The organism is Salinibacterium sp. ZJ450, assembly GCF_011751885.2.
Taxonomy (GTDB): domain Bacteria; phylum Actinomycetota; class Actinomycetes; order Actinomycetales; family Microbacteriaceae; genus Ruicaihuangia.
This window is the reverse complement of sequence record NZ_CP061771.1, coordinates 271,330-295,075: the sequence shown is the minus strand read 5'-3', so window position 1 is coordinate 295,075 and position 23,746 is coordinate 271,330. Positions and strand designations below refer to the sequence as shown.

The 23,746-nt window shown below is 67.9% G+C and carries 21 protein-coding genes, 1 tRNA gene and 1 other RNA gene; 10 read left to right on the top strand and 13 right to left on the bottom strand.

The genetic code is table 11. The features are described 5' to 3' along the window. Nucleotide 1 precedes the first annotated feature (1 nt). From HCT51_RS01495 to HCT51_RS01485, 3 genes are all read left to right on the top strand, one after another. Nucleotides 2-769: an HpcH/HpaI aldolase family protein gene (locus tag HCT51_RS01495; protein WP_166875915.1), complete on the top strand. Its 768-nt coding sequence runs from the start codon at nt 2-4 to the stop codon at nt 767-769. A gap of 60 nt (nt 770-829) precedes the next feature. Next, the gene (locus tag HCT51_RS01490; RefSeq protein ID WP_208322676.1) at nt 830-2,149 is read left to right on the top strand and encodes an MFS transporter; all 1,320 of its coding nucleotides are present in this window, start codon (nt 830-832) and stop codon (nt 2,147-2,149) included. A gap of 150 nt (nt 2,150-2,299) precedes the next feature. After that, nucleotides 2,300-3,079: a hypothetical protein gene (locus HCT51_RS01485; protein ID WP_191413700.1), complete on the top strand. Its 780-nt coding sequence runs from the start codon at nt 2,300-2,302 to the stop codon at nt 3,077-3,079. A gap of 91 nt (nt 3,080-3,170) precedes the next feature. On the opposite strand, the gene HCT51_RS01480 is transcribed toward HCT51_RS01485, so the two are convergent. Further along, nucleotides 3,171-4,214: an aspartate-semialdehyde dehydrogenase gene (locus HCT51_RS01480; RefSeq protein ID WP_166875921.1), complete on the bottom strand. Its 1,044-nt coding sequence runs from the start codon at nt 4,212-4,214 to the stop codon at nt 3,171-3,173. A gap of 97 nt (nt 4,215-4,311) precedes the next feature. After that, entirely contained in the window at nt 4,312-5,577 is a 1,266-nt protein-coding gene (locus HCT51_RS01475) for an aspartate kinase (RefSeq protein WP_166875924.1), read from the bottom strand. A gap of 292 nt (nt 5,578-5,869) precedes the next feature. Here HCT51_RS01475 and HCT51_RS01470 point away from each other — a divergent pair, with 292 nt between their 5' ends. Both HCT51_RS01470 and HCT51_RS01465 read left to right on the top strand, forming a co-directional pair. After that, a complete protein-coding gene (locus tag HCT51_RS01470; RefSeq protein ID WP_166875927.1) occupies nt 5,870-6,649 on the top strand; it encodes a DUF2382 domain-containing protein in 780 nt (259 codons plus the stop codon). A 26-nt stretch (nt 6,650-6,675) separates the two neighbouring features. Beyond that, complete coding sequence (locus HCT51_RS01465; protein ID WP_166875930.1) at nt 6,676-7,344, top strand: hypothetical protein; 669 nt, start codon at nt 6,676-6,678, stop codon at nt 7,342-7,344. A 120-nt stretch (nt 7,345-7,464) separates the two neighbouring features. Here HCT51_RS01465 and recR read toward each other — a convergent pair whose 3' ends face one another. Both recR and HCT51_RS01455 read right to left on the bottom strand, forming a co-directional pair. After that, on the bottom strand, nt 7,465-8,064 hold the full coding sequence (recR, locus tag HCT51_RS01460; RefSeq protein ID WP_166875933.1) for a recombination mediator RecR: 600 nt from the start codon (nt 8,062-8,064) through the stop codon (nt 7,465-7,467). A gap of 3 nt (nt 8,065-8,067) precedes the next feature. After that, nucleotides 8,068-10,380 (bottom strand): DNA polymerase III subunit gamma and tau, encoded by a 2,313-nt coding sequence (locus HCT51_RS01455; RefSeq protein WP_166875936.1) that lies wholly within the window; start codon nt 10,378-10,380, stop codon nt 8,068-8,070. Nucleotides 10,381-10,704: 324 nt separating this feature from the next. Here HCT51_RS01455 and HCT51_RS01450 point away from each other — a divergent pair, with 324 nt between their 5' ends. Beyond that, nucleotides 10,705-11,628 carry a hypothetical protein gene (locus tag HCT51_RS01450; RefSeq protein ID WP_166875939.1) on the top strand — a complete coding sequence of 308 codons (924 nt, stop codon included), beginning with the start codon at nt 10,705-10,707 and terminating at the stop codon, nt 11,626-11,628. Between the two features lie 228 nt (nt 11,629-11,856). Here the strand turns inward: HCT51_RS01450 and ffs are convergent. Next, nucleotides 11,857-11,953: signal recognition particle sRNA small type (gene ffs / locus HCT51_RS01445), an RNA gene on the bottom strand. A 28-nt stretch (nt 11,954-11,981) separates the two neighbouring features. Between ffs and HCT51_RS01440 the strand changes: the two genes are divergently transcribed. Beyond that, entirely contained in the window at nt 11,982-12,626 is a 645-nt protein-coding gene (locus tag HCT51_RS01440) for an SDR family oxidoreductase (RefSeq protein ID WP_166875942.1), read from the top strand. Nucleotides 12,627-12,707: 81 nt separating this feature from the next. Continuing rightward, nucleotides 12,708-13,472, top strand: a complete 765-nt coding sequence (locus tag HCT51_RS01435) for an MBL fold metallo-hydrolase (RefSeq protein ID WP_166875945.1) — start codon at nt 12,708-12,710, stop codon at nt 13,470-13,472. 45 nt (nt 13,473-13,517) lie between these two features. Here the strand turns inward: HCT51_RS01435 and HCT51_RS01430 are convergent, their stop codons facing one another. Genes HCT51_RS01430 through HCT51_RS01410 form a run of 5 tightly spaced genes read right to left on the bottom strand, consistent with a single transcriptional unit; the run spans nt 13,518 to nt 18,769 of the window. Next, nucleotides 13,518-13,733: a CDGSH iron-sulfur domain-containing protein gene (locus HCT51_RS01430; protein ID WP_166875948.1), complete on the bottom strand. Its 216-nt coding sequence runs from the start codon at nt 13,731-13,733 to the stop codon at nt 13,518-13,520. Next, on the bottom strand, nt 13,730-14,857 hold the full coding sequence (locus tag HCT51_RS01425) for an iron-containing redox enzyme family protein (RefSeq protein WP_166875952.1): 1,128 nt from the start codon (nt 14,855-14,857) through the stop codon (nt 13,730-13,732). The genes HCT51_RS01430 and HCT51_RS01425 overlap by 4 nt, the downstream gene beginning before the upstream one ends. A 55-nt stretch (nt 14,858-14,912) precedes the next feature. Continuing rightward, complete coding sequence (locus HCT51_RS01420; RefSeq protein ID WP_166875955.1) at nt 14,913-16,034, bottom strand: acetate/propionate family kinase; 1,122 nt, start codon at nt 16,032-16,034, stop codon at nt 14,913-14,915. Continuing rightward, nucleotides 16,031-18,136, bottom strand: coding sequence for a phosphate acetyltransferase (pta, locus tag HCT51_RS01415; protein ID WP_166875958.1), 2,106 nt, complete (start codon nt 18,134-18,136; stop codon nt 16,031-16,033). Before pta ends, HCT51_RS01420 begins: the two co-directional genes overlap by 4 nt. A gap of 42 nt (nt 18,137-18,178) precedes the next feature. Next, nucleotides 18,179-18,769 (bottom strand): NADPH-dependent FMN reductase, encoded by a 591-nt coding sequence (locus HCT51_RS01410; RefSeq protein WP_224760610.1) that lies wholly within the window; start codon nt 18,767-18,769, stop codon nt 18,179-18,181. Nucleotides 18,770-18,887: 118 nt separating this feature from the next. On the opposite strand from HCT51_RS01410, the gene HCT51_RS01405 reads away from it, so the two are divergent. Together HCT51_RS01405 and HCT51_RS01400 are read left to right on the top strand one after the other, a co-directional pair. Beyond that, complete coding sequence (locus HCT51_RS01405; RefSeq protein WP_166875966.1) at nt 18,888-19,529, top strand: TetR/AcrR family transcriptional regulator; 642 nt, start codon at nt 18,888-18,890, stop codon at nt 19,527-19,529. An 82-nt stretch (nt 19,530-19,611) separates the two neighbouring features. Further along, nucleotides 19,612-19,699 (top strand) — tRNA-Ser (locus tag HCT51_RS01400). Between the two features lie 111 nt (nt 19,700-19,810). On the opposite strand, the gene HCT51_RS01395 is transcribed toward HCT51_RS01400, so the two are convergent. The 3 genes from HCT51_RS01395 to HCT51_RS01385 form a co-directional block, all read right to left on the bottom strand. After that, complete coding sequence (locus HCT51_RS01395) at nt 19,811-21,592, bottom strand: helicase HerA-like domain-containing protein (protein WP_166875969.1); 1,782 nt, start codon at nt 21,590-21,592, stop codon at nt 19,811-19,813. A gap of 129 nt (nt 21,593-21,721) precedes the next feature. Beyond that, on the bottom strand, nt 21,722-22,996 hold the full coding sequence (locus HCT51_RS01390; RefSeq protein WP_166875972.1) for a saccharopine dehydrogenase family protein: 1,275 nt from the start codon (nt 22,994-22,996) through the stop codon (nt 21,722-21,724). Between the two features lie 94 nt (nt 22,997-23,090). After that, the gene (locus HCT51_RS01385) at nt 23,091-23,738 is read right to left on the bottom strand and encodes a phosphatase PAP2 family protein (protein WP_166875975.1); all 648 of its coding nucleotides are present in this window, start codon (nt 23,736-23,738) and stop codon (nt 23,091-23,093) included. Nucleotides 23,739-23,746 lie beyond the last annotated feature (8 nt).

Here is a 23,746-nt window from a genome sequence, read left to right as displayed (position 1 = left end):
TTTGTCGTACGGTTCCATCCCTCTGGGCACCGCTGCGCCCGCGAGCCTGCGCGCCGCCCTCGACCAGGGCGCGCTCGTCGGCACCTTCCAGCTGATCGGCCACACCACGGTCACCGAGGCACTCGTCTACGCGGGCGCCGACGCGATCGTGGTCGACGCCGAGCACGCCGCGCTCGATCTGACCACCATCGAACAACTGGTGCGCGCCGGGTCTGGCCGCGTGATCGTGCGGGTGCCCGAGATCAGCTCGGCGATCAGCCGCAGCCTCGATACCGGCGCGGCGGGCATCGTGGTGCCGCACGTCGAGAGCGCAGCGCAGGCTGTCGCCCTCGTCGACGCCGTGCGGTTCCCACCGCTCGGCTCCCGGGGCATCGGCGCGGCCCGCGCCGCCCAGTACGGCTTCGGCATGGCCGACTACCTGGCCACCGCCAACGACAGCCTGCTGGCGATCGCCATGGTGGAGACCCGCGAGGGCCTCGAGCGTGTCGACGAGATCGCCGCGGTCGACGGCCTCGACCTGATCTTCATCGGCCCGACCGACCTCGCGGCAAGCCTCGGCACGGCGGCCGGCTCGGCCGAGCACCGGGCCGCGATCGGCCGCATCATCGAGGCCACCCTGGCCGCAGGCAAGCACGTGGGTATCCACTGCGCCGACGCCGCGCAGGCCGCTGAATACGAGGCATCCGGTGTCCGTCTGCTGCTGGTCAGCACGGATGTCGCCTTCCTCGCCAGCACGGCGAACACAAGTTTCACCGACTCACGTCGGTGATTGCAGCACACCTATCTACCACCACGTAAGTCAAAGAGGAACCTTCGTATCATGAGCACAATGACAGGCGCGCCTGAAGACGCTGTCGTCGACAAGTCCCAACTGATCAGCGACAAAGACCGCCGCCGCGCCCTGTTCGGCAGCGCCGTCGGTAGCGCCGTCGAGTGGTACGACTTCTTCCTGTACGGAACGATGTCGGCGCTCGTCTTCGGACCGCTGTTCTTCCCGTCCGACGACCCGGTGTCGAGCCAGCTCCTGTCGCTCGCGGCATTCGCGTTCGCGTTCGCGATCCGCCCCATCGGCGGCATCGTGTTCAGCCACATCGGTGACCGCATCGGCCGCAAGAAGACCCTGGTCATCACGCTCGGCATGATGGGCGTCGCCACGGTGCTGATCGGGCTCATGCCCACTTACGCGCAGATCGGCGTCTGGGCTCCGATCATCCTCACCCTGCTGCGCCTGGTGCAGGGCCTCGCCCTCGGCGGCGAGTGGGGCGGCGGACTGCTGATGGCGGTCGAGTACTCGCCTCGCAAGAAGCGCGGCTTCTACGGCGCCATGCCGCAGGTCGGCGCGCTGGTCGGCCTCGCGCTCGGAAACCTCGCGGCATCCGCGAGCAGCGCGATCTTCAGCGAAGCGGACTTCCTCTCGTTCGGATGGCGCATCCCGTTCCTGTTCTCGATCGTGCTGGTCGCGGTCGGCTTCTGGATCCGGCACACGGTGGATGAGACCCCGTCGTTCAAGATGGTCCAAGAGACGTCGAAGACCGCCAAGCTGCCGCTCGTCGAGACGCTGCGCCACCACTGGCGTTCGGTGCTCATCGCCGTCGGCGCCAAGATCATCGAGACCTCGACGTTCTTCCTGTTCGCCACCTTCACCGTCTCGTACGCGGTCAGCCTCGGCTTCGAGCGCAACGAGGCCCTGAACGCCGTGCTCATCGCCGCCGTCGTGGGCATCCCGATGATGCTGCTGATGGGCTCGCTTTCCGACCGCATCGGCCGCAAGAAGCAGTTCATCGTCGGCGCCGTGCTGGTAGCCGCGTTCATCGTGCCGTTCTTCTGGCTGATCAACCAGGGCACCTTCTTCTCGCTCACGATCGCCGCGGTGATCGGCTTCGGCGTGATCTGGACCAGCTACGGCTCGGTGATCGGCACGTTCTTCGCGGAGAGCTTCCCCGCCGAGGTGCGCTACACCGGTGTCTCGCTGGGCTACCAGGTCGGCGCCGCGATCGCCGGTGGTACCGCGCCGCTGATCGCCACCGCGCTGCTTGCCCAGTACGAGGGCGCCTACCTGCCGGTCGCCGTCTTCATCGGCGTCTGCGCGGCCATCTCGATCGTGGCCGTGGCGTTCGCGAAGGACCGCTCGGGTCAGGAACTCGACTAGTCACTGCAGCACTCCGAGGACCCCGGTCGCCCGCGCGGCCGGGGTCCTCCGCTGTCTGCGGGCGCGCGCCCGCTTGGCACCGTCATAGATGGTTACGGATGCCGGAACTCTCAGGTTTCACCCCGATTCGGCGGGTAACTTGTATGACTTATGGTCCGCTCGAAATTTGCAGCGCTCGTCGCCGTACCCGCCGCCCTTGCCGTTCCCCTGATCTTCGTTGCTCCCGCATCATCGGCGGAGGCGGTCACGATTACCGTCTCGTCGGAGGACGAGCAGGGCTCTGAGAAGAAGCCGAATGGCATCGCTCCGGGGCTGCAGAAGAAGCTCGACCAGAACTCGACCTTGAGGCAGACGCTCGACCCGACGCCGAGCCCGACGCCCACGCTCTCCCCGACGCCGACGCCCACTCCGACGCCGACCCCCACGACGTCTCCGACGCCCGAGCCCAAGCCCGCGCCCGCGCCAGCTCCTGCCCCTGCCCCTGCCCCAGCTCCTGCTCCTGCTCCTGCTCCTGCTCCTGGTGCGCCTGCCCCGGCACCCGGCGCGGCCACCCCAGAGGCCCCTGCGGGGTCGACCAGCGGCACGGACACCACTAAATCAGTCACGCGCGACGGCACGACGCCCGCAGACGAGGCCACGCCGACGCAGTCCGGCGTCTCCCCCACACCCGCGGGCGAATCAGATTCGGACCGCAAGTCGGATTCGACTCGGGACACCACCGACAACGACAAGAACAGCGATGAGCAGCTGGAGCGCACCAGCGCCACCAGTCCGCTGGACGAGAACCCCGCGGCATCCGCTGCTCTCATTGCGGGTATATCGGTGGCCGGCACCGGCGCGCTGCTCTTCGGCGGATCGGCCGGGCTGCTGAAGCTGTTCGGCTTGGGCAAACGGGGCCGTCACGTCGGTGCGACGCCGACGCTCGACTAACCGCGGAACGCCCCGCCCCGCAAGACAACAGAAGGCCCAGCGAACACTGTTCGCTGGGCCTTCTCGTGTGCTGAGTTAGTTGTGTGATGCGCTACTTCGCGGCGGCGATGAGCTCCGCAATCTGCACCGCGTTGAGCGCGGCACCCTTGCGCAGGTTGTCGTTGGCGACGAATAGGGCGAGGCCGCGACCGCCGGGAACACCGGGGTCCTGGCGGATGCGGCCCACGAAGCTGGGGTCCTTTCCGGCCGCTTCCAGCGGGGTCGGGACATCCGTGAGCTGCACGCCCGGGGCATCCTGTAGCAGCTGCTGCGCGCGCTCTACCGTCAGGGCGCTGCCGAACTCGGCGTTGATCGAGAGCGAGTGGCCGGTGAGCACCGGCACGCGCACGCAGGTGCCACTGACCAGCAGGTCGGGCAGTTCCAGGATCTTGCGGCTCTCGTTGCGCAGCTTCTTCTCTTCGTCGGTCTCGTAGAGCCCGTCGTCGACGATCGAACCGGCGAGCGGCACCACGTCGAACGCGATCGGGCGCACGTACTTGACCGGAGCCGGGAAGTCGACGGCCCCGCCGTCGTGCACGAGGCCCTCCAGGTTCTGGTCGACGACGGCGCGGACCTGGCTGATCAGCTCGTCGGCTCCTGCGAGGCCGCTGCCGGAGACCGCCTGGAACGTGGTGACGATCAGACGCTCAAGGCCGGCTTCTTCGCTCAGCACCTTCAGCACCGGCATGGCGGCCATGGTGGTGCAATTGGGGTTGGCGATGATGCCCTTCTTCGCCTCGGCGATGGCGTGCGGGTTGACCTCGCTCACCACGAGCGGCACGTCGGGGTCCATGCGCCAGGCACTGGAGTTGTCGATCACGATCGCGCCAGCTGCGGCGAACCGCGGCGCCTGTGCCCGGCTGCCCGTTGCCCCGGCGCTGAACAGCGCGATGTCCAGGCCGGTCGGGTCGGCGGTCTCAACGTCTTCGACGATGATCTCCTCGCCCCTGAACGGCAGGGTCGTGCCGGCGCTGCGCGCGGTCGCGAAGAAGCGGATGCTCTTGATCGGAAAGTTGCGCTCCTCGAGCAGGCCGCGCATGACTTTGCCGACCTGGCCGGTGGCGCCGACGATGCCGACGTTCAGTGCTTCTGCCACAAGGTTTCTCCCTTTGCTTGCTGTGTTCTGTTCGTGCAGTTTCTGGGTACGCGTGAATCAGCGACGCGGATGTCGCGAAACGTGCGAAACGACCGGGCTAGCGGCCGGTTCCTCCGTAGACGACGGCCTCGCCGTCGGAGTCCAACCCGAACGCGGTGTGCACCACACGCACCGCCTCGTTGATGGTGTCGGCGCGCGTCACCACCGAGATGCGGATCTCACTGGTGGAGATCATCTCGATGTTGATCCGGGCGTCGGACAACGCCTGGAACAGTCGCGCCGAGACACCCGCGTTGGTGCGCATGCCGGCGCCGACCAGGGCCAGCTTGCCGATCTGGTCGTCGTACTGCAGCGCCTCGAAGCCCACAGACTCCTGCTCGCTGCGCAGCGCCTGCAGTGCAATGGCGCCCTGCGCCTTGGGCAGGGTGAACGAGATGTCGGTGCGGCCGGTGTCCGCGCCCGACACGTTCTGCACGATCATGTCGATGTTGGCGTTCGCCTTGCCGAGGATCGTGAAGATCTGGGCGGCCTTGCCCGGGATGTCTGGCACACCGACCACGGTGACCTTCGCCTCGCTCAAGTCGGAGGCGACGCCCGAGATGATTGCCTCTTCCACTTTCTCTCCGTCCCGTGCATTGATGACCAGGGTGCCCTCGGCGTTGCTGAACGAGGAGCGCACATGAAGGGTAACGCCGTGCCGGCGGGCGTACTCCACAGCGCGGATGTACAGCACCTTCGACCCGGCGGCCGCGAGTTCGAGCATCTCTTCGGTCGAGATGCGGTTGATCTTGGTTGCGGTGCTTACGACGCGAGGGTCGGCGGTGAAGATGCCGTCGACGTCGGTGTAGATCTCGCAGATGTCGGCATCCAGCGCGGCGGCGAGCGCGACGGCGCTGGTGTCCGATCCGCCCCGACCGAGGGTGGTGATGTCCTTGGTGTCGCGGTTGAACCCCTGGAAGCCGGCGACGATCACGATCGCACCCTCGTCGAGAGCTTCCCGCAGACGCACCGGCGTGACATCCACGATCCTGGCAGCGCCGTGACGGGCGTCGGTGATCATGCCAGCCTGACTGCCGGTGAAGCTGCGGGCGTCGTGGCCCATGCCCTTGATGGTCATGGCGAGCAGCGCCATCGAGATGCGCTCGCCCGCGGTCAACAGCATGTCAAGTTCGCGCGGTTCCGGCATGGGCGTCACTTGACCGGCCAGGTCGAGCAGCTCGTCGGTGGTGTCGCCCATGGCGCTCACCACCACGACCACGTCGTTTCCGGCGCGCCGAGTGTCGACGATGCGTTTCGCGACTCGCTTGATGCTTTCGGCGTCAGCGACGGATGACCCACCGTACTTCTGCACGATCAAGCTCACACGGACTCCTACGTTCGAATACCGACTGTCTATTCTATCCGGGCCAGAGCAGGCCTCTTGCGTACGTTACGCCCGGCACTCCGGTGTGCTTCTGCTCGGCCGTCGCGAAGGGAGCGGTGGACGGTAACTCACTAGCTAAGGGGGGCGCAACCCCGTTGTGCAGATACAGCGGTGGCCGCGTAATTGATGAGGTCGCTCGACCACCTGAAGGTCCGATCGACCATCTGAGAGGCCCGCGAACTTCGACAGTCCGGGCCTATTCGCTACAGAAACCCTGAATGGAGCACGACCAATGCTTGACACCAACCAGATCCAGACCCTCACCCAAGGCCACGGAGCCGTCTACGACACCAATGGCAACAAGATCGGGAAGATCGGCCAGGTGTACCTTGACGACCAGACTGGCCGCCCGGAATGGCTGACTGTCTCCACCGGACTCTTCGGCACTTCTGAATCATTCGTGCCGTTGCGGGACGCGAGAATCAATGGTGATGACGTGACGGTGCCCTTTGACAAGGACATGGTGAAGGACGCCCCGCGGGTTGATGCCGACCGTCATCTCGACGAAGCCGAGGAAGCGAAGCTGTACAGCTACTACTCGCTCGACTACGGCGACAGAAGCGACCGTGACCTGCGCGGCGACGTCACTGATCGCGACCTTGACCGCGACCGCGCCCGCACCGATGACGCGATGACTCGCTCCGAGGAACGTGTGAACGTCGGCACGGAGCGCCACGCCACCGGCAAGGTGCGCCTGCGCAAGTACGTGGTGACCGAGAACGTCACCCAAACGGTGCCGGTCAGCCACGAAGAAGTTCGCATCGAGCGCGAACCGATCACCGACGCCAACGCCAACGAGGCGCTGCGCGGAGCGGACATCAGCGAGGCCGAGCACGAGGTCACCCTTCACGCCGAAGAACCGGTCGTGGAGAAGAAGACCGTGCCGGTGGAGCGCGTGCGGCTCGACACCGAGACGGTAACCGACGAAGCCCGGGTCACCGAGGAAGTTCGCAAGGAAAAGATCGATACGGATGTCGAGGGCGATGCTCGTCGCCGTGACAAGGGCATCTGACCCCTTGGTCTGGAGGGAGAGACAACATGAGCACAAGCAGTGACAGCACGGGAAACCAGCCTCCGTTCGCGCGAGATGACCCTACTGGGGGTGTTCCCTCGCGGTCGTCCACGGGTCAAGAGCGTGTGACAACTCCCGAGCGCGTCGTCGAGCGGGAACAGGAGCAATACGGCGGAGTCAAGATCGGGTCCGCATTCTTCGGTTGGCTCACCGCGATGGGAATGGCGGTGCTCTTGGTGGCCCTCCTCGGCGCTATCGGCACGGCACTTGGCCTGGCGACCAACGTCGACGTCAACGACGTCAACGCTGCTGCCACCGATGCACCTGAGGCCATCGGCATCACGGGCGCCATTCTGTTAGCAATCGTCCTATTCATCGCCTACTTCTGCGGCGGCTACGTCGCGGGGCGAATGGCGCGGTTCGACGGCGTGAAGCAGGGCATCGCGGTGTGGGTGTGGGCTCTGGTGATCGCGATCCTGGTCGCGATCCTCGGGGTCGTCGCCGGCAGCCAGTTTGACGTACTGGCGAACATGAACGTGTTCCCCCGCCTGCCGATCAACGAGGGCACGCTGACGACGGCCGGGATCATCACCGCCATCGTCGCCGCGCTGGTCGCACTCGGCGGCGCGATCCTCGGCGGTGTGGCCGGCATGCGCTATCACCGAAAGGTGGACCGCGCCGGTTACGCTGCTTGACCAACTGTGCCGAAGCCGCGTGGACGCCGCCACGCAGAAACGGCGACGCATCGGAACTCCGGTGCGTCGCCGTTTCGCATGTGTTGGCACCGTGGCGCCCACCGGTCTGCGGGCTTCCGACTAGTACTCGACCAGTCGCCGGCCTTCGAAGGCGCGGCCGAGGGTGACTTCGTCGGCGTACTCGAGATCGCCACCCACGGGGAGTCCGGATGCCAGACGAGTGACCCGCAGACCGGGCTGCTGCAGCATGCGGGTAAGGTACGTCGCTGTCGCCTCGCCCTCGAGGTTGGGGTCAGTGGCGATGATCACCTCGGTCACCGTGCCGTCTGCGAGGCGTTGCAGCAGCTGACGGATGCGCAGGTCGTCGGGACCGATGCCGTCGATTGGGCTGATCGCTCCGCCGAGCACGTGGTACAGCCCACGGAACTCACGGGTGCGCTCGATCGCGACGACATCCTTCGCCTCTTCGACGACGCAGATGGTCTGCGGCTGGCGTCGGGGATCGCGGCAGATGGAGCAGGTCTCGTGCTCGGACACGTTGCCGCAGATCGCGCAGAAACGCACCTTCTCTTTGACCTCCATCAGCACCTGCGCCAACCGGGTCACGTCGACGCTTTCGGTCTGCAGGATGTGGAACGCGATGCGCTGCGCCGACTTGGGGCCGATGCCGGGCAGCCGCCCCAGTTCGTCGATGAGTTCCTGGACAATGCCCTCGTACACGGGTTAGAACTCACTTCTTGCGGTGGAGCGCGGCACTATGGTCTGCTCCTCGATGAAACTGGCGTTGAGGATCTCACGCACGACGGATTCGCCGTAGCGCTGACGGCCGGTTCCGGATGTCGCGGCGCCCGGCGACTGGCGGGTGGCTGGCGCCTTCGCGGCGGCCTTCGCGGCGGTGGCCGTGTCGTTCGAGGGCGACTGCGTCGCGGGAGCACCGGCGGTGGCGCTCGGCGACGGGCTGCTCTTCGAGGAGGCGGCGGACGAGGGACTGCGCTTCGAGCCAGCGGCGACCGGTGCCGAGGCAGGCGCGGGCTCAGCGTCAGAGCCGGGGATTGCCACGACGTCCCAGCCGGTCGATGCCGGTTCCGCTGGGACCGATGGCTCCTCGCTCGGGTACGGGTCGTGCGGGGGTTCCTCGTGCAGATCCTGCGGGCCGGTCGCGTCGGTCGGGCCCTGCCTGTCGGTCGCAGCCTGCGCGTCGGTCGGGGCCTGCGGGTCATTCGATCCCTGCTGGCCAGTCCGGCCCTGTGCATCAACCGGGCCCTGAGTGACATTCGCGCGCGACGCCGCGGGCGCCGGAGCCCGGGTCGGGACAGTCGGGGCGGGAGTCGACGCGGGCGCGGCGGCGGTCTGGGCGGCCGTGAGCGGCTTGCCTGGCGCCTCCACCTTGGCGATGAACTTCACCCGCACGCCGAGCACGCTCAGGATGGCGCGGCGCAGATTCTCGCTGACCCCCTCGAGGCCCTGCTGCTTGAAGTTATCGACATCCTTCTGGCTCGGGAAGGTGACCGTGAGCACATCGTCGACCAGCACTCGCGCTTGCGAGGTGTACACAACCATCCACGCGCTGCGCTTGGCCTTCTGCACTACCTCGAGAATCTCGGGCCAGGCGTCTCGCACCTGCTGCAGCGTGAGGGGACCAACCGGCGGGGCCGCGGGTGCGGGTGCGGGTGCGGCGGGTGCAGCGGGCTGCGGAGCCTCGGCTGGTGTTGTTGCGGGCGGGCCGGACGCGGGCGGGCTGGTAACAGGCGTGGTAGCCGGAATCGGAGCAGGGCTCGACGCTGCCGGGGTTGCCGCGGGTGCCGGTGGCGGCGATACCGGCGCCGAGGCGGTCTGCGCGACGGGTGCTGCGGGTGGGCCGTCTGCGGCGCCGGCCATGCCGACGCGACGCTCCAGCCGCTCCACCCTGGCCAGGGCGCCGCGCTCGGTGTCATCGCTTGCGGGCAGCAGCACCCGGGCGACCATGAGTTCAAGGTGCAACCGTGGGCTCGTGGCGCCCGTCATCTCGGTGAGTGCCGCGTTCACGACATCCGCTGCCCTCGACAGCTCCGCCGTTCCGAACTTGGCGGCCTGCTGGATCATGTGGTCGAGCTCGTCTTGCGGGATGCCGCGCAACACGGCGGCCGCGTTCTCGCGGGTGGCGCCGACGATGATGAGGTCGCGCAGGCGCTCGAGCAGGTCTTCGACGAAGCGGCGAGGGTCTTGTCCGGTCTGGATCACCCGGTCGACCGCGGCGAACACAGCGGCGGCGTCGCGGGCGCCAATCGCGTCGACGACCTCGTCGAGCAGGGCGCCGTGGGTGTAGCCGAGCAGGGCAACGGCTCGCTCGTATTCGACGGTGTCGTTCTCGGAGCCGGCGATCAGCTGGTCGAGCAGCGAGAGGGTGTCGCGAACGGACCCGCCGCCGGCACGCACGACGAGGGGCAGCACGCCGGCGTCGACCTTGACGCCCTCGCTCTCCGACAGTTGCTGCACGTACTCGAGCATCTGCGCGGGCGGCACCAGCCGGAACGGGTAATGGTGGGTGCGCGACCGGATGGTGCCGATGACCTTCTCGGGCTCGGTGGTCGCGAAGATGAACTTGACGTGCTCCGGCGGCTCTTCGACGATCTTCAGCAGCGCGTTGAAGCCCTGCGGCGTGACCATGTGGGCCTCGTCGAGGATGAAGATCTTGAACCGGTCGCGGGCGGGCGCGAACACGGCGCGTTCACGCAGGTCGCGGGCGTCGTCGACACCGTTGTGGCTGGCCGCGTCGATCTCCACAACATCGAGGGAGCCGCCGCCGTCGCGGCTGAGCTCGATGCAGCTCGGGCAGACACCGCAGGGGGTGTCGGTGGGGCCTTCGGCGCAGTTCAGGCAGCGGGCCAGGATGCGGGCGGACGTGGTCTTGCCACAGCCGCGCGGTCCGCTGAACAGGTACGCGTGGTTCACCCGGTCGGTGCGGAGGGCAGTGCGCAGCGGATCGGTGACCTGCGTTTGCCCAATGAGCTCAGCGAAGGTCTCCGGTCGATAGCGACGGTAGAGAGCGGTAACCACGCCTACAGCGTAGTGGGCGGGTCTGACATCCGATGCCGCTGTGGAGAGTGCGGGCGGGTGGTGCGGATGTCGGTGTCTGATCGGTTTCCACATGCCTGTCCGCTGCCGCGTCCGCTGCGGTCCGCTGCGGAGGATGCCGCGAGACACACCGCCCAGATTGGCCGTTCTGCGCGGCGTGGTGCCGCAACTCCTCCGCCAGCGACGCCATCTCGCCGCGCAGCTGCATGCGGTTTCCATTCCCCCACAGCGGGGCGCCTCCACCACGGTTCGACAGAACGGATGCAGCCGCCCGCTCCGGCCCGCGCGCTGGAGCACACTCAGCGGATGCTGACCGTCTCCGCCGCACTCTGCCGCGTCGGACACGTGGCTTCGTTCGGGCAGCTGTCCGCCGCGGGCCTCACCGGCCGGCAGCTGCGGGCTGCGGTGCAGACCGGTGGCATCAATCGATTGCGGCGGGGCACTTACGCCTGCGCACATCTGCACCCGGTCCTCGCCGATGCGGCGCGCCTGGGCGCCGCGGTCACCTGTGTGTCGGCGCTGCGAGCCGCCGGCGTGTGGGCAGGCAACGACCGGCGGCTCCACGTGCAGGTGCGACCCAACGCCTCGCATCTCGCTTCGCCGCACGAGCTCGGCTCAACCGTGCGATACCACTGGGAGCGCCCGCGTTTCCCGGCCGTGACGCCCTGGTGGACGGGTCCGTTGCAATCGCTGTGGCAGGCCATGCACTGTCTCGACGAGGAGAACGCCATCGCCGCGATGGAGTCCGCCGTGCACGAGGGGTTTCTCACAGCGGCTGAGGTGACGCGACTGGCCGGGCTCGCTCCGCGACGGCTCATTGACGGGATCCGGCGCCTCGATTTCGCCAGCGGATCAGGGAACGAGACCATCGTGCGGTTGCGGCTGCAACACGCCGGCTATCGGGTCGAAAGTCAGGCGTTCGTTCCCGGAATGGGTCACGAGGATCTCGTTATCGAGGGATGCGTCGGACTCGACGTCGACGGTCGGCAGTGGCACGGCGAGGACCGGTTCGCGATCGACCGGGATCGCGACATCCACGTCGAGGGGCTGGGGCGCCGCGCGCTTCGGATTCGCACGGCGCACATCGAAGACACCTGGCCGCACACGCTGGCCGCGATCGACCGAGTGGTGGCGGACGCGCTGCGGGAGCAAAACCGCCGCGTCGGCCGGGTGGTGCTGACCGTCGACGACCCACTGGACGCCCTCCCCCAGCGCTACCGGCGACAGTAGCCGGGGACAACCTCGCGCGACGAGTATCGCCAACCGAGAAACGCCTGGTTCGCTGAGCGTCGCTAACCAAGGATGTGCTGCGCCACGCCTTGCAAACCTGGCAACTTTGCCCGGCGTGGTGCCGCAGCTCCTCCGCAAGGAACCCTCGCGCTGCTCGGGACGAACCGGGCGGCAGCAACCGCGCACACGAACGCCGATAACGGGACCCCCTGGACCGTCCCGCGCACAAAAAAGGACTCCTCGCGCACCCGCCAGAGCCCGGTTACCCTTGCTACGTTTCCGTCCTAGGGGAGTTGGCCTGGGTGGCGCCACGCGAGGAGCCGTCAACCAGTTTACCCGGCTAACGTCGAGTCATGCGCATCGTCATCGCCGGAGGCCACGGAAAGATCGCCCTACTGCTGTCGAAATTACTGACGGATGCCGGTCACGAACCGGTCGGCATCATCAGGAACCCCGACCAGATCCCCGACCTGGAGCGGGTCGGGTCGCAGCCGCTGCTGCTCGACCTCGAGCACACCGACACCGCAACCCTCGCCGCGAAACTGCGGGAGACGGGTGCCGACGCCGTCGTCTTCGCAGCAGGCGCCGGCCCCGGCAGCGGCGCGGTCCGCAAGACCACGGTGGACCGTGACGCCGCGATCCTGCTCGCCGACGCGGCTGAGGCTGCCGGCATCCGGCGTCTGGTTCAGATCTCGGCGATCGCCACCGACCGGGTCGACCCGAACGCCGACGAGGTGATGCAGGCGTACTCCCGGGCCAAGAGCGAGGCCGACGCCGATATCCGCGGCCGCGACCTCGAGTGGAGCATCGTGCGACCCGGCGGGCTCACTAATGAGGCACCCACCGGCTTGGTCACCGTGGGCGACACGGTCGACCGCGGCACCATCCCGCGAGCGGATGTCGCAGCCGTCGTCGCCCATCTGCTGCAGTCCGGCGGTGCGGTGCGCCGCCAATTCGAACTGGTCAGCGGAGACACGCCGATCGCCGAGGCCATCTAGTCCCAACGCTCCCGTGACCAGCCAGCCCGACCGGCGTACGCTGGCCCTCACCGCACTCGCCGAAGCTTGTGGAGGGCCGCCATGGCCGCTGGAAACCACCCGACGCTCACCCGCAACATCGCGCCCGGAGTTCATCGCCTGGGCCACGCCTACGTAAATTGTTACCTGATCGAGGACGGCACCCGGGTGACCGTCGTGGATGCGGCGCTGCCGGCGACCTGGTCGCACCTGGAGCAGTCGCTGCAGGCCATTGGCCGCAGTCGCGACGACGTGGAGGCGCTGGTCATCACCCACGCGCACCCCGACCACCTGGGCTTCGCCGCCCGGATCGCCGCCCAATGGTCGGTGCCGATCTGGGTGCACGCCGCCGATGAGCGCATCGCGCAGCATCCGTACCGCCACGAACGTGAGGGCAATCCGCTGGTGTCGACGCTGCGGCATCCGCGGGCGGTTCCGATGCTGACGGCGATGGTGGCGGCCGGCGCGCTGCGGGTGAAGGGCGTGACCAACACCCGCCGGCTGCCTCCGTCGGCGGTGCTGGATGTTCCGGGCCACCCCACCGTGCTGTTCACACCCGGGCACACCTTTGGGCACTGCGCGCTGCACCTGCCCGATCGCGGCGTGCTGATCTCCGGCGACGCCCTGGTCACCCTGGACCCGTACACCGCCGCCCGCGGTCCCCGACTGATCGCCGGGGCCGGCACCGCGGATTCCGTGATGGCTCTCGCCTCACTGCAGGACATCGAGGACACGGATGCCGCGACCGTGCTGCCTGGGCACGGCGAGCCCTGGCAGACCGGCGCTCGCGCGGCGGTGGCCGCCGCACGGGAAACGGCAGCGCTCTGAAGGGGTGCCACTGAGACGCCAGGTGGCGCACACAACCGCCGCCTGCTACTCGGTGTCCGCCTCGGTGGTGAAGCCGATCAGCTTGTGGCTGCCGTCGCAGAACGGCTTGATCGTGGACACCCCACAGCGGCAGAGCGCGAAGGTGCGGCGGTTCGCGGTGATGACTTCACCGGAGGCGGCCAGGATCTCCACGTCGCCGCGCACCAGCAGGGGCCCGTTCGGGCAGGCGGTGATGCTGGGCGTGACCGGGGGAATGTTCATGCCGCCCCGCCGATCTCCGTGTCCAGCGGCATCCGCAGCGATGATTGCCCCGCGGTCCACGAGTTCAGGATGTGCTCGCCCACCCAGCCGTCGACGGTGAGGCAGGCGGCCGCGCCGAAGAAGATGTCGCCGAGCAGCGCCGGTTCGTCCTCGGCCAGTGACCCGGCGACTTCCCGGGCGGCCAGCTGTTCGTGCACGGCGTCGGCTTCCACGTGTTCGTCGAAGTACCAGGTGACGTCGTCGCCGTAGCCGTGGCGGCGGAAGCCGTTTGCGTAGAACCGGTTCGGCACCGACGAGGTCATCTCGAATGCGGCGAAGTGCCCGACCGAGGCGCCGCGCAGCCGCCGGTTCAGGCCGAACATCGTCATCAGGTTGAACGAGGCGAGGGTGATCGCCGACACCTGGTCGAGGTAGGCGCCGTAGCGGTCATCGAGCCCGACACCGCGCATCGTGCCGGCGTAGATCGCGGCGTGCATCCGCTCCGGCCGCCCTCCCCCGTACTCGTCGGCCTGAATCTCGACCAGCCCGGCCTTGGCCCGCCCGCGCAGCCGCGGAATCGCCCAGGTCTGCGCATCCGCTTCCTTCAGCGTGTACACGGACTTCTGCACCACCAGCTCGATCAGCTGCTCACGGCTGGCCTCGCGGGCGACGTAGCGCGACAGGCTCGGCCCGGTATCGCGTCCCGTCAGCTCGAACAGGGCGGCGGCGACCGTCTCGCGGGTGGGCTGCGGCAGCTCGGGCGCGGCAATGCGCTGCCGCAGCTCCCGCTCAAACGCCTCCTCGATCGTCAGGCGGGCGGCGAGCGTGGCCGGGTGCCATTCCCAGTCACCGTCGGTCTCGACCAGCGAACCGTAATGCAGCCCGTACAGGATCAGCAGCGCCAGTTGCAGGTCGTCGTCGCGCAGAATGTCGGATGTCGCGGCGAGCGCCTGCTCGACCAGCCGGGTCAACCCGGCGAGCGCCGCATCGACCTCGGCGCGCGGTCGCGGCAGGGCATCGATGAGAAGCTCGCTGACCGGGCCGCGGCCGTGGAACAGCGGGGCGGGCACGGCGCGCGTCGGTGTCGTGGGTGTCGGCGCCGCCGGTGTCGGAGTCGCGAGCGTAGGGGGGTTGCGCGTTTCCATGCAGCCCAGTCTCGTGGTGAAACGGGCAGCGTCAACCCCTAGCGCCGACCTGCCCTCACACCACCGACGCGGTCTGCCGCGCGATCTCCAGTTCCTCGTTGGTCGGCACCACTAGCACCGCGACCCGTGCGCCGTCCGGCGAGATCAGGCGGGCCTCGCGCGACATCAGCTCGTTGCGGTCGTCGTCGACCCGGATGCCGAGGTGCGCAAGTCCGCCGAGCGCACGCCGCCGCAGCAGCGCGTTGTTCTCGCCGATGCCCGCCGTGAAGATCACCGCGTCGAGCCCGCCAAGCTGGGCGTAGTACGCGCCGATGTAGTGCCGGATCCGGTGCCGCCAGACCTGCAGGGCCAGCTCGGCATCCGCGTTCCCCTGCTGCGCCGCCTCCTGCACGTCGCGCATGTCGTTCATGCCGGTGAGGCCGAGCAGCCCGCTCTTGCGGTTCAGCAGGGTGTCGATCTCGTCGACGTCGAGGCCCGCGTGCCGCTTCAGGTGGAACACCACCGCGGGGTCGATGTCGCCGGACCGGGTGCCCATCACCAGCCCCTGCAACGGGGTGAGCCCCATCGACGTGTCGACCGACTGGCCGCCGTCGATGGCGGTGACGGATGCCCCGTTGCCGAGGTGCAGCACGATCATCTTCAGCTCGGCGTACGGCTTGCCGAGCACGCGCGCGGCTTCCTCAGACACAAACTTGTGCGAGGTGCCGTGGAAGCCGTAGCGGCGGATCTGGTGCGTGCGGGCGAGCTCCGCGTCGATGGCGTAGGTGTACGCGGCAGGCAGCAGGCTCTGGTGGAACGCGGTGTCGAACACGGCAACGTGCGGGATGCCGGGCAGCGCGGCGCGGGCGGCACGGATGCCGAGCAGGTTCGCCGGATTGTGCAGCGGCGCCAGCTCGGAGAGCCGGTCGATCTCGGCTTCGACCGCGTCATCGATCAGCGTCGGCACGGCGAAGGCGCTGCCGCCGTGCACAACGCGGTGGCCGACCGCCAGGATGTCGCGACCCTCGCCCAGCTCCTCGAGCACGATCTGCATGCCCTCGACGTGGTCGGCGATGAACGAGCCGGGTTCGCCGATCCGTTCGATCAGACCGCCCATGACGGCTGTCCCGGACTCCAGGTCGACCAGCTGGTACTTGATCGAGGATGATCCTGAGTTGACGACGAACACCTGCGTCATGCGGTTTCCCCTTGTGCTTGGATCGCGGTGATCGCGACCGTGTTGACGATGTCACGCACGAGCGCCCCGCGCGACAGGTCGTTGATGGGTTTGTTGAGGCCCTGCAATACCGGGCCGATGGCCACGGCGCCGGCGCTCCGCTGCACGGCCTTGTAGGTGTTGTTGCCCGTATTGAGGTCGGGAAAGATGAACACGGTGGCGCGGCCGGCGACCTTCGAATCGGGCATCTTGGCGGCCGCCACGGTGGGGTCGGCTGCGGCGTCGTACTGGATCGGGCCCTCCACCAGCAGGTCGGGGCGCCGTTCCCGCACCAGCGCGGTGGCCTGCCGCACCTTGTCGACATCCGCCCCGGAGCCAGAGTCGCCGGTGGAGTAGCTGAGCATCGCCACCCGCGGTTCGATGCCGAACTGGGTGGCGGTCTCCGCGGAGGAGATCGCGATGTCCGCGAGCTGCTCGGCGGTGGGCACCGGAATGATGGCGCAGTCGCCGTACACCAGCACCCGATCGGCGAGCGCCATCAGGAACACACTGGACACCACGTTCACACCCGGCTTGGTCTTGATGATCTCGAACGCCGGCCGGATGGTGTGCGCCGTGGTGTGCTGGGCGCCGGACACCATGCCGTCGGCGAGGCCGAGTTGCACCATCATGGTGCCGAAGTACGAGACATCCGTCACGGTATCGGCGGCCATCTCGGAACTGATGCCCTTGTGCGCGCGCAGTTTCGCGTATTCGGCGGCGAAGCGTTCCCGAAGCTCGGGGTCGAACGGGCTGACGATATCTGCACCGTTCAGCTCGATGCCGAGTTCGGTGGCGCGGGCGCGCACCGCCTGCGGGTCGCCGAGAATGGTCAGGCGCACCGTGCCGCGGCGCAGCAGGATGCCGGCGGCGTGCAGGATGCGGTCATCCAGCCCCTCAGGCAGCACGATGTGCTTCACCTGGCTCTTGGCCCGCTCGACCAGCCCGTGCTCGAACATCAGCGGCGTGACCACGTGCGAGCGGGTCAGTTGCAGCCGCTCGAGCAGCCGTTTCTCGTCGACGTTCGCCTCGAACAGCGCCAGCGCGGTGGCGTACTTGCGCGGCGATTCCGCGGCCAGCCGGCCGCGGGTTTCGGTGATGCGGCGGGCGGTCTCGTAGGTGCCGAGACCGGTTCGGGCGATCGGCAGCGTGGTTCCCGACCCGGTGATCAGCTGTCTCATCTGCGGTGAGATGGCAAAACCGCCGTTCAGGATGACGCCGGACAGGCTCGGGAAGGTGCCGGAGGTGTGCGCCATCAACGCTCCGACCAGCGCGTCCATCCGGTCGCCGGCGATCACGATGATGGATTTCTCGATCAGCCGCGGCAGCACGTTCTCCATCGACATGCCGGCGATCACCACGCCCATCGCCTCGCGGTCGAGCAGGGTCTCGTCTCCGAACAGCAGCTCGGACTCGGTCTCGGTGAGCAGCGAGCGCACGGTGGGCGCGACCAGCACCGGGTCTTCGGGGATGGCCCAGACCGGAACCGGCCCGTCGTGGCTGCGGTCGACGGATGTCTCGATGGCCGTCACAATCTCGGCAAGACGCTCCGGGTCGCTGCGGTTGGCGATGATGGCGAGCAGTTCGGCGTGCTCGTGACGCAGTTCCGCCGCAGTGACCTCGGCCACCTGGCGCATCTCCTCGGGGGTGCGCACGCCGGTGCCGTTCGAGCGTCTTCCGCCGAGCACCAGCAGCACCGGCGCCGCCAGGTTCGCGGCGACCCTGGCGTTGAATGCCAGCTCGGTGGGGCTGCCGACGTCGGTGTAGTCGGAACCGAGGATGACGACGGCGTCACAGCGTTCCTCGATCAACGCGAACCGGTTGACGATGTCGGCGAGCGCGACATCCGGGTCGCTGTGCACCTGTTCGTAGCTGACGCCGACGCAGTCGTCGTAGTCGAAGTCGACGCTGTCGTGAGACAGCATGAGCTCGAGCACGTAGTCGCGTTGCTCTGTGGATCGGGCAATCGGGCGGAACACCCCCACCCGCCCGGTTTCACGGCTCAGTGCTTCGAGCACTCCAAGCGCGATAGTCGACTTGCCGGTCTGCCCCTCGGCAGACGTGATGAAAATCCGTTTTGCCACCTGTCCAGCCTACGCGGGTCGCTTCTGTCGGCAGGCCAGCGGTCAGGACTTTGCAGCCAGCAACCCGTCGCGCAGCGGCTGCAGGGCAGCGGTCATCTCGTCGAGCTGGTCGAGCAGGATCGTCGCCGAGTCTTCGATGATCGGCGTGGGGACGAACCGGCCGTCCTCGTCGCGCAGCGCGCCGATCATGGGGATGATCACGGTGTCGGGCAGCGTCGCCATCTTCAGCGCCGAGCCGACCTGCTTCAGCATCTGGGCGGCACGCAGGCCGCCAGAGATTCCGCCGTAACTGACGATGCCGAGCGCCTTGCGCGCCCACTCGGTGGACAGGTAGTCGATGGCGTTCTTCGTCGCCGCATTCAGCGCGTAGTTGTACTCCGGGATGACGAAGACATAGGCATCCCCCCGCTCGATCGTGGCGCTCCACGCCTTGGTGTGCTCGTGCTGGTAGGCGCGCAGACGCGGGTGGTGGGGTTCGTCCATCAGCGGCAGGCCGACCTCGGCGAGGTCGAGGACCTCGATCTCGAAGCGGTCGTCGTCACGCGCCCGCTCAGCGAACCATTCCGCGACGGCGCCTCCGGCGCGACCCGGGCGGGTGCTGCCGATGATGATCTGCAGCAGGGGCTTCGTCACAATGTTCTCCATTCGTGGGCGTTCTATTCTGTCGGTCTCATTCACGCGACACAGTGTCTCGTGAAATGACCGTAACGAAACTGAGCATGCACGGCGACTGTTCGTCTACCCTGACCTCATGGCCACCCTTCGCGACCTCCACAAACAGCAGACCCGCAAGCTCCTGATGGAGACCGCGCTCGAGCTGTTCCAGTCCAAGGGCTATGCCCCCACGACCATCGACGACATCGCCGGCACCGCGGGCACCACCCGCACCACGTTCTACCTGCACTTCTCCTCGAAGTCGCAGCTGATGAGCGAGCTGATTACCGAGGTTGACGCGATCCTCACCGCGATCGACGACCCGCCACTCGATGTAGTGGTCGAGCTGGGGCGCCGCGACCAGGTCGAGCAGTGGCTGAACAGCAAGTTCGACCAGTGGCCGGTGATCCGCCCCTACCTGATGGCGGCCGACCAGGCATCAGGCGAGCCTGAGGTAGCCGCCGCCATCGAGAAATGGTTCGAGCACGTGGCGGAGGCGATGGAATCCGGCCTCGATCGTGCCGGGCGGTTCGAGCAGCACACCCGCAGAATCCGCTGCATTCTGGCGTTCGGTCAGTTCGAGTACCTCTCGCGCCGCTGGTTCCGCGTCGGCTGGGTGGTTCCGCGCGAGATCTGCCTGCAGACGCTCACCGACGCCTGGTGCCATCTGCTCGTCGACGACAGCACGCCAGCAAGCGACACGACCCTACGAGAGTTCACTGGCCGCGACACCAACTGAGTGAGTCGTGGATGCCACGCCTGGGTACAAGCAGCCATTCGAAAGCCTGTAAGATTTCGGGAGGCCTGTACGCAGGCCGCCCGGAGAATTCGCCTAGTGGCCTATGGCGCACGCTTGGAAAGCGTGTTGGGTGCAAGCCCTCGGGGGTTCGAATCCCCCATTCTCCGCCACATTCCTTCCTCACCGCGAGCGCGGCCTAATCGGCCCACCGTTGCCGCCGCGGCTGGCGCGCTCGGCCGTTTTCGCCGCGCTCGATCGGCCAGACCCTGCGCGGGGGGGCGTCACCGCCGCTTCAGGGTGCCGAAGATGCCCCGGAGCACCTCGCGCACCATCGTCTTGCCGAGCTGCGAGCCGAGCACGTCGCCGACCGGGTTCGACGGACGGCTGGTGGTGCGCCGCGTCGTTGAGGTTCGGGATGTCGTGCGCTTCTCGGCCCGCTCCCATTCGCGTTGCGCTTTCTCGTAGTCGGCCTGCGCCTTCGCCCGCGCTTGAGCCTCGGCGGCCGCCGACTTCTCGGCCTGCTCCCGGGCTTCCTCCGCGGCATCCGCTTCTGCGGCCGCGTTCATCCGCGCCGCGAGGATCTCGCGCGCCGACTCCCGGTCGATCGCCGTGCCGTACTCGGCCAGCAGCGGACTCGCGTTCACGGTTGCGGCGATGGTCGCGGCATCCGTCGGCTCCATCGAGCCTTGCGGCGCCCGCAGCCGCGTCCAGGCCACCGGGCTCGGCGCGCCCTTCTCGTTCATCACCGTGACGATCGCCTCACCGGTCGCGAGCGACGTGAGCACCTCACCGAGGTCGTACCCGCTGGTCGGGTAGGTCGACACGGTGGCGCGCAAAGCCTTCGCGTCATCCGGAGTGTGCGCCCGCAGTTGGTGCTGCACCCGACTGCCGAGCTGAGCGAGCACGTCGTTCGGCACGTCCTTCGGCGTCTGGGTGACGAAGAAGATGCCGACGCCCTTCGACCGGATCAGCCGCACGGTCTGCACGATCGAGGCGATGAAGTCCTTCGAGGCGCCCGAGAACAGCAGGTGCGCCTCGTCGAAGAAGAACACCAGCTTGGGCTTGTCGGTGTCGCCGACCTCGGGCAGGTCGTTGAACAGGTCGGCGAGCAGCCACATCAGAAAGGTGGAGAACAGCGCCGGCTGATCGCGCACGCTCGGCACCTCGAGCAGGCTGACGATGCCGCGGCCGTCGGCGGCGGTGCGCAGGAACTGCGCGGTGTCGATCTCGGGCTCACCGAAGAACACGTCGGCGCCCTGGTCGGCGAAGGTGATCAGCTCGCGCAGGATCACGCCAACGGTCGCACTGGACAGCCCGCCGAGGTTCTTCAGCTCGGCCTTGCCGTCGTCACTGGTGAGGAAGCTGAGCACGCTGCGGAGGTCGGCGAGATCGAGCAGCGGCAGCCCGGCCTGGTCGGCGTAGTGGAAGACAAGGCCGAGACTCGACTCCTGTGTTTCGTTCAGCCCGAGCACCTTGCTCAGCAGCAGCGGACCGAAGCTGGAGATCGTGGCGCGAATCGGGATGCCGGCGCCGATGCCGCCTAGGGAGTAGAACTCGGTCGGGGCCGCGGCCGGTGCCCAGTCCTGGCCGATGCTGGCGGTACGCGCGGTCAGCTTCGGATTGGGTTGCCCCGGTGTCGCGATCCCGGAGAGGTCGCCCTTGATATCTGCCGCGAACACCGGAACACCGTTGGCGCTGAGCTGCTCGGCGAGCACCTGCAGCGTCTTGGTCTTGCCGGTTCCGGTGGCACCGGCGACCAGACCGTGGCGGTTGGTCATCGCGATCGGGATACGTACCGGCACGTCCGCGAGCGGTTCGCCATTGACGAGCGCACCCATTTCCAGCGCGGGGGCGGCGAAGGCGTAACCGGCTTGGATGGTGTCGATCTGCTCCGCAGAGAGGGGACCGGATGTCGCGGACGACTCAGGTACCGCGGCATCCGTTGGCGTGGCCGTGGCCGCATCCGTCGGTGTCTTAGCCGCATCCTCGGCCGCTTTCAACGCCTGCTGCGCTTCTTCGAGCGCCTTCTTTGCCGCCTCGACTGCGGCTGCCGCATCCGTCATGGGCTCACCCTACCGACGTGACACGATGAGCGCCGGGGAAATTCACGAGCGCCGCGGCAATGCCCACGGCGCTCGCGAGTTATGCGGCGCTCGACCGCCGCGGTGGCTGAGCTCGACGAAGGCGAGCGATTACCGCGCCAGCCGGTCCTCTATACCCCAGGGCTGGCCGTAGCCGCCGTTCGCGACCGGGCGGGCCATCAGCTCGAGGTATGGATCGGCGTCGAACGCCTCCGGGCCGAGCACTCCGATGCCCGACCACACGCCGCCGGCCAGCAGTTCGAGCGCGATCACCGGGTTCAGGGCGGTCTGCCACACCACGCACTGCGCCTCGTACTCGGCCATCGTCCACTCGTTGTCGCTGACGTGATAGAGGTACACCTCGCGCGGCTCACCCTGCGGATCACGCCCCGTCACCCAGACGCCGGCACAGGTCTTGCCGGTCATCCGCGGGCCGATGGTGGCGGGGTCAGGCAACGCGGCGGCGACCAGGTCGCGCGGTGCCACCTCGACCGGGCCGTTCGCCGAGCGCACTCGGATCGGCGTGGTGGAGTCGAGCCCGAGCTGATGCAGGGTCTTCAGGATCCCGATGAACTCGTCACCGAGGCCGTACTTGAAGGTGACCCGGTTCGCGTTGAGCACGCGAGGCATCAGCAGCACCTCCTCGTGTTCCACGTTCACGCACTCCACCGGGCCGATGCCCTCCGGAAACTCGAATACCTCGGGTTCGGAGAACGGCGGTGTCGTGTACCAGCCGCGGTCCTTCTCCCACACCACGGGTGGGTTCAGGCACTCCTCGATTGTGGTCCAGATGCTGAAGGACGGGGCGAAGATCTCGGCACCCATCTCATCGCGCACCACCAGGTTCGCGCCGTCCCGCGTGCCCAGTTCGTCGATCTCGCCGAACAGATGGTCGGCCGCGTACCGGGCGAAGACGTCGCTGAGCCCCGGCTCGACGCCCATCCCGAGCAGCGCGAGCCGGCCGGCCTTTTCCCAGTCCGGAGCCTGCTCGAACTGGTCGTCGCCCAGCTTGATCCCGGTCTGGGCGTACGGATCGGTGCGGTGCGGTTCAGACAGGCTCATCGCCATGTCGAGGTAGTCGGCGTCCGCGGCGAGTGCTCCCGCGAAAATGGTCGGCACGAACTTCGGCTCCACCGCGTTCACCACGTGGGTCGCCTGGTGCGCCCGGGCCACCGCTTCCACGCTGTCAGGGTCGGAGGCATCAATCCTCGCCGCCACGAAGCGGCCGTGCTGTGCGCCGTGGCGAGCCTCAACCCAGGCGATGGTGCGCTCGGCCCGGGCCAGGTCGTAGTCGCTGACAACCATCACCTCGAAGAAGTCGCGTCGCGCCGCAATCTTGGCAATCGCGTCGCCGACGCCACCCGCACCCACCAGAAGTATCCGCATGCCGCGACGCTACCGGCGGCGCAATGGCCGCGCCAGAGCACGGTCGGAATGCCGCGCCAGAGCACGGCCGCGTGGCCGCGCGAGCGCAGCCCCGTCACCGGTGTCTTCGGCCCGCGGCTTCCTGCTGCAGCTTGGCGGCCAACGGGGCCCACACGATCACCGCGACCGCGGCCCCGAGCAGCAGCCCACCCACCGTGTCACTCAGCCAGTGGGCACCCAGATAGGTGCGGCTCAGCAGCATCAACACGGTGTACACCGCGCCCGCGAACCACACCCAGGTGCGCGCGAAAATGAAGCCAAGCGACACCGCCATGGTCGCCGCGTTCGCTACATGCCCCGAGGGGAATGAACCGTAGTCGGAGGTCACCAGCATGTCGAGAGGTCGGGCTCGGCCAAAGATCTCCTTGAGCAACTGCACCAGCGCCACGCTCACCCCGGCCGCCACACCGTAGTACAGCGCCCCCCAGAATCGGCGGACCAGGCAGAGCGCCACGATGGTGCCAACCGGCACGATGATTGCGGCGAAGAGCCCGCCGCCGAGAAAGTTCATCACCAGCGAGGGAACGTCCCAGATCGGGTTCCGATGCTCGAGGATTTCCTCCATCCACTCGTCGTCGATCAAGTTCGACGTTCGGGCGGCGACCAGCGCTCCGCCGGCGATCACAAGCAGCACCGCGACGAGTCCGCTGATCAGCGGCCAGCGTCGCGAAACCTTCCGCGCCCGCCGTTCGCTCTGCGTCATGCGCCAAC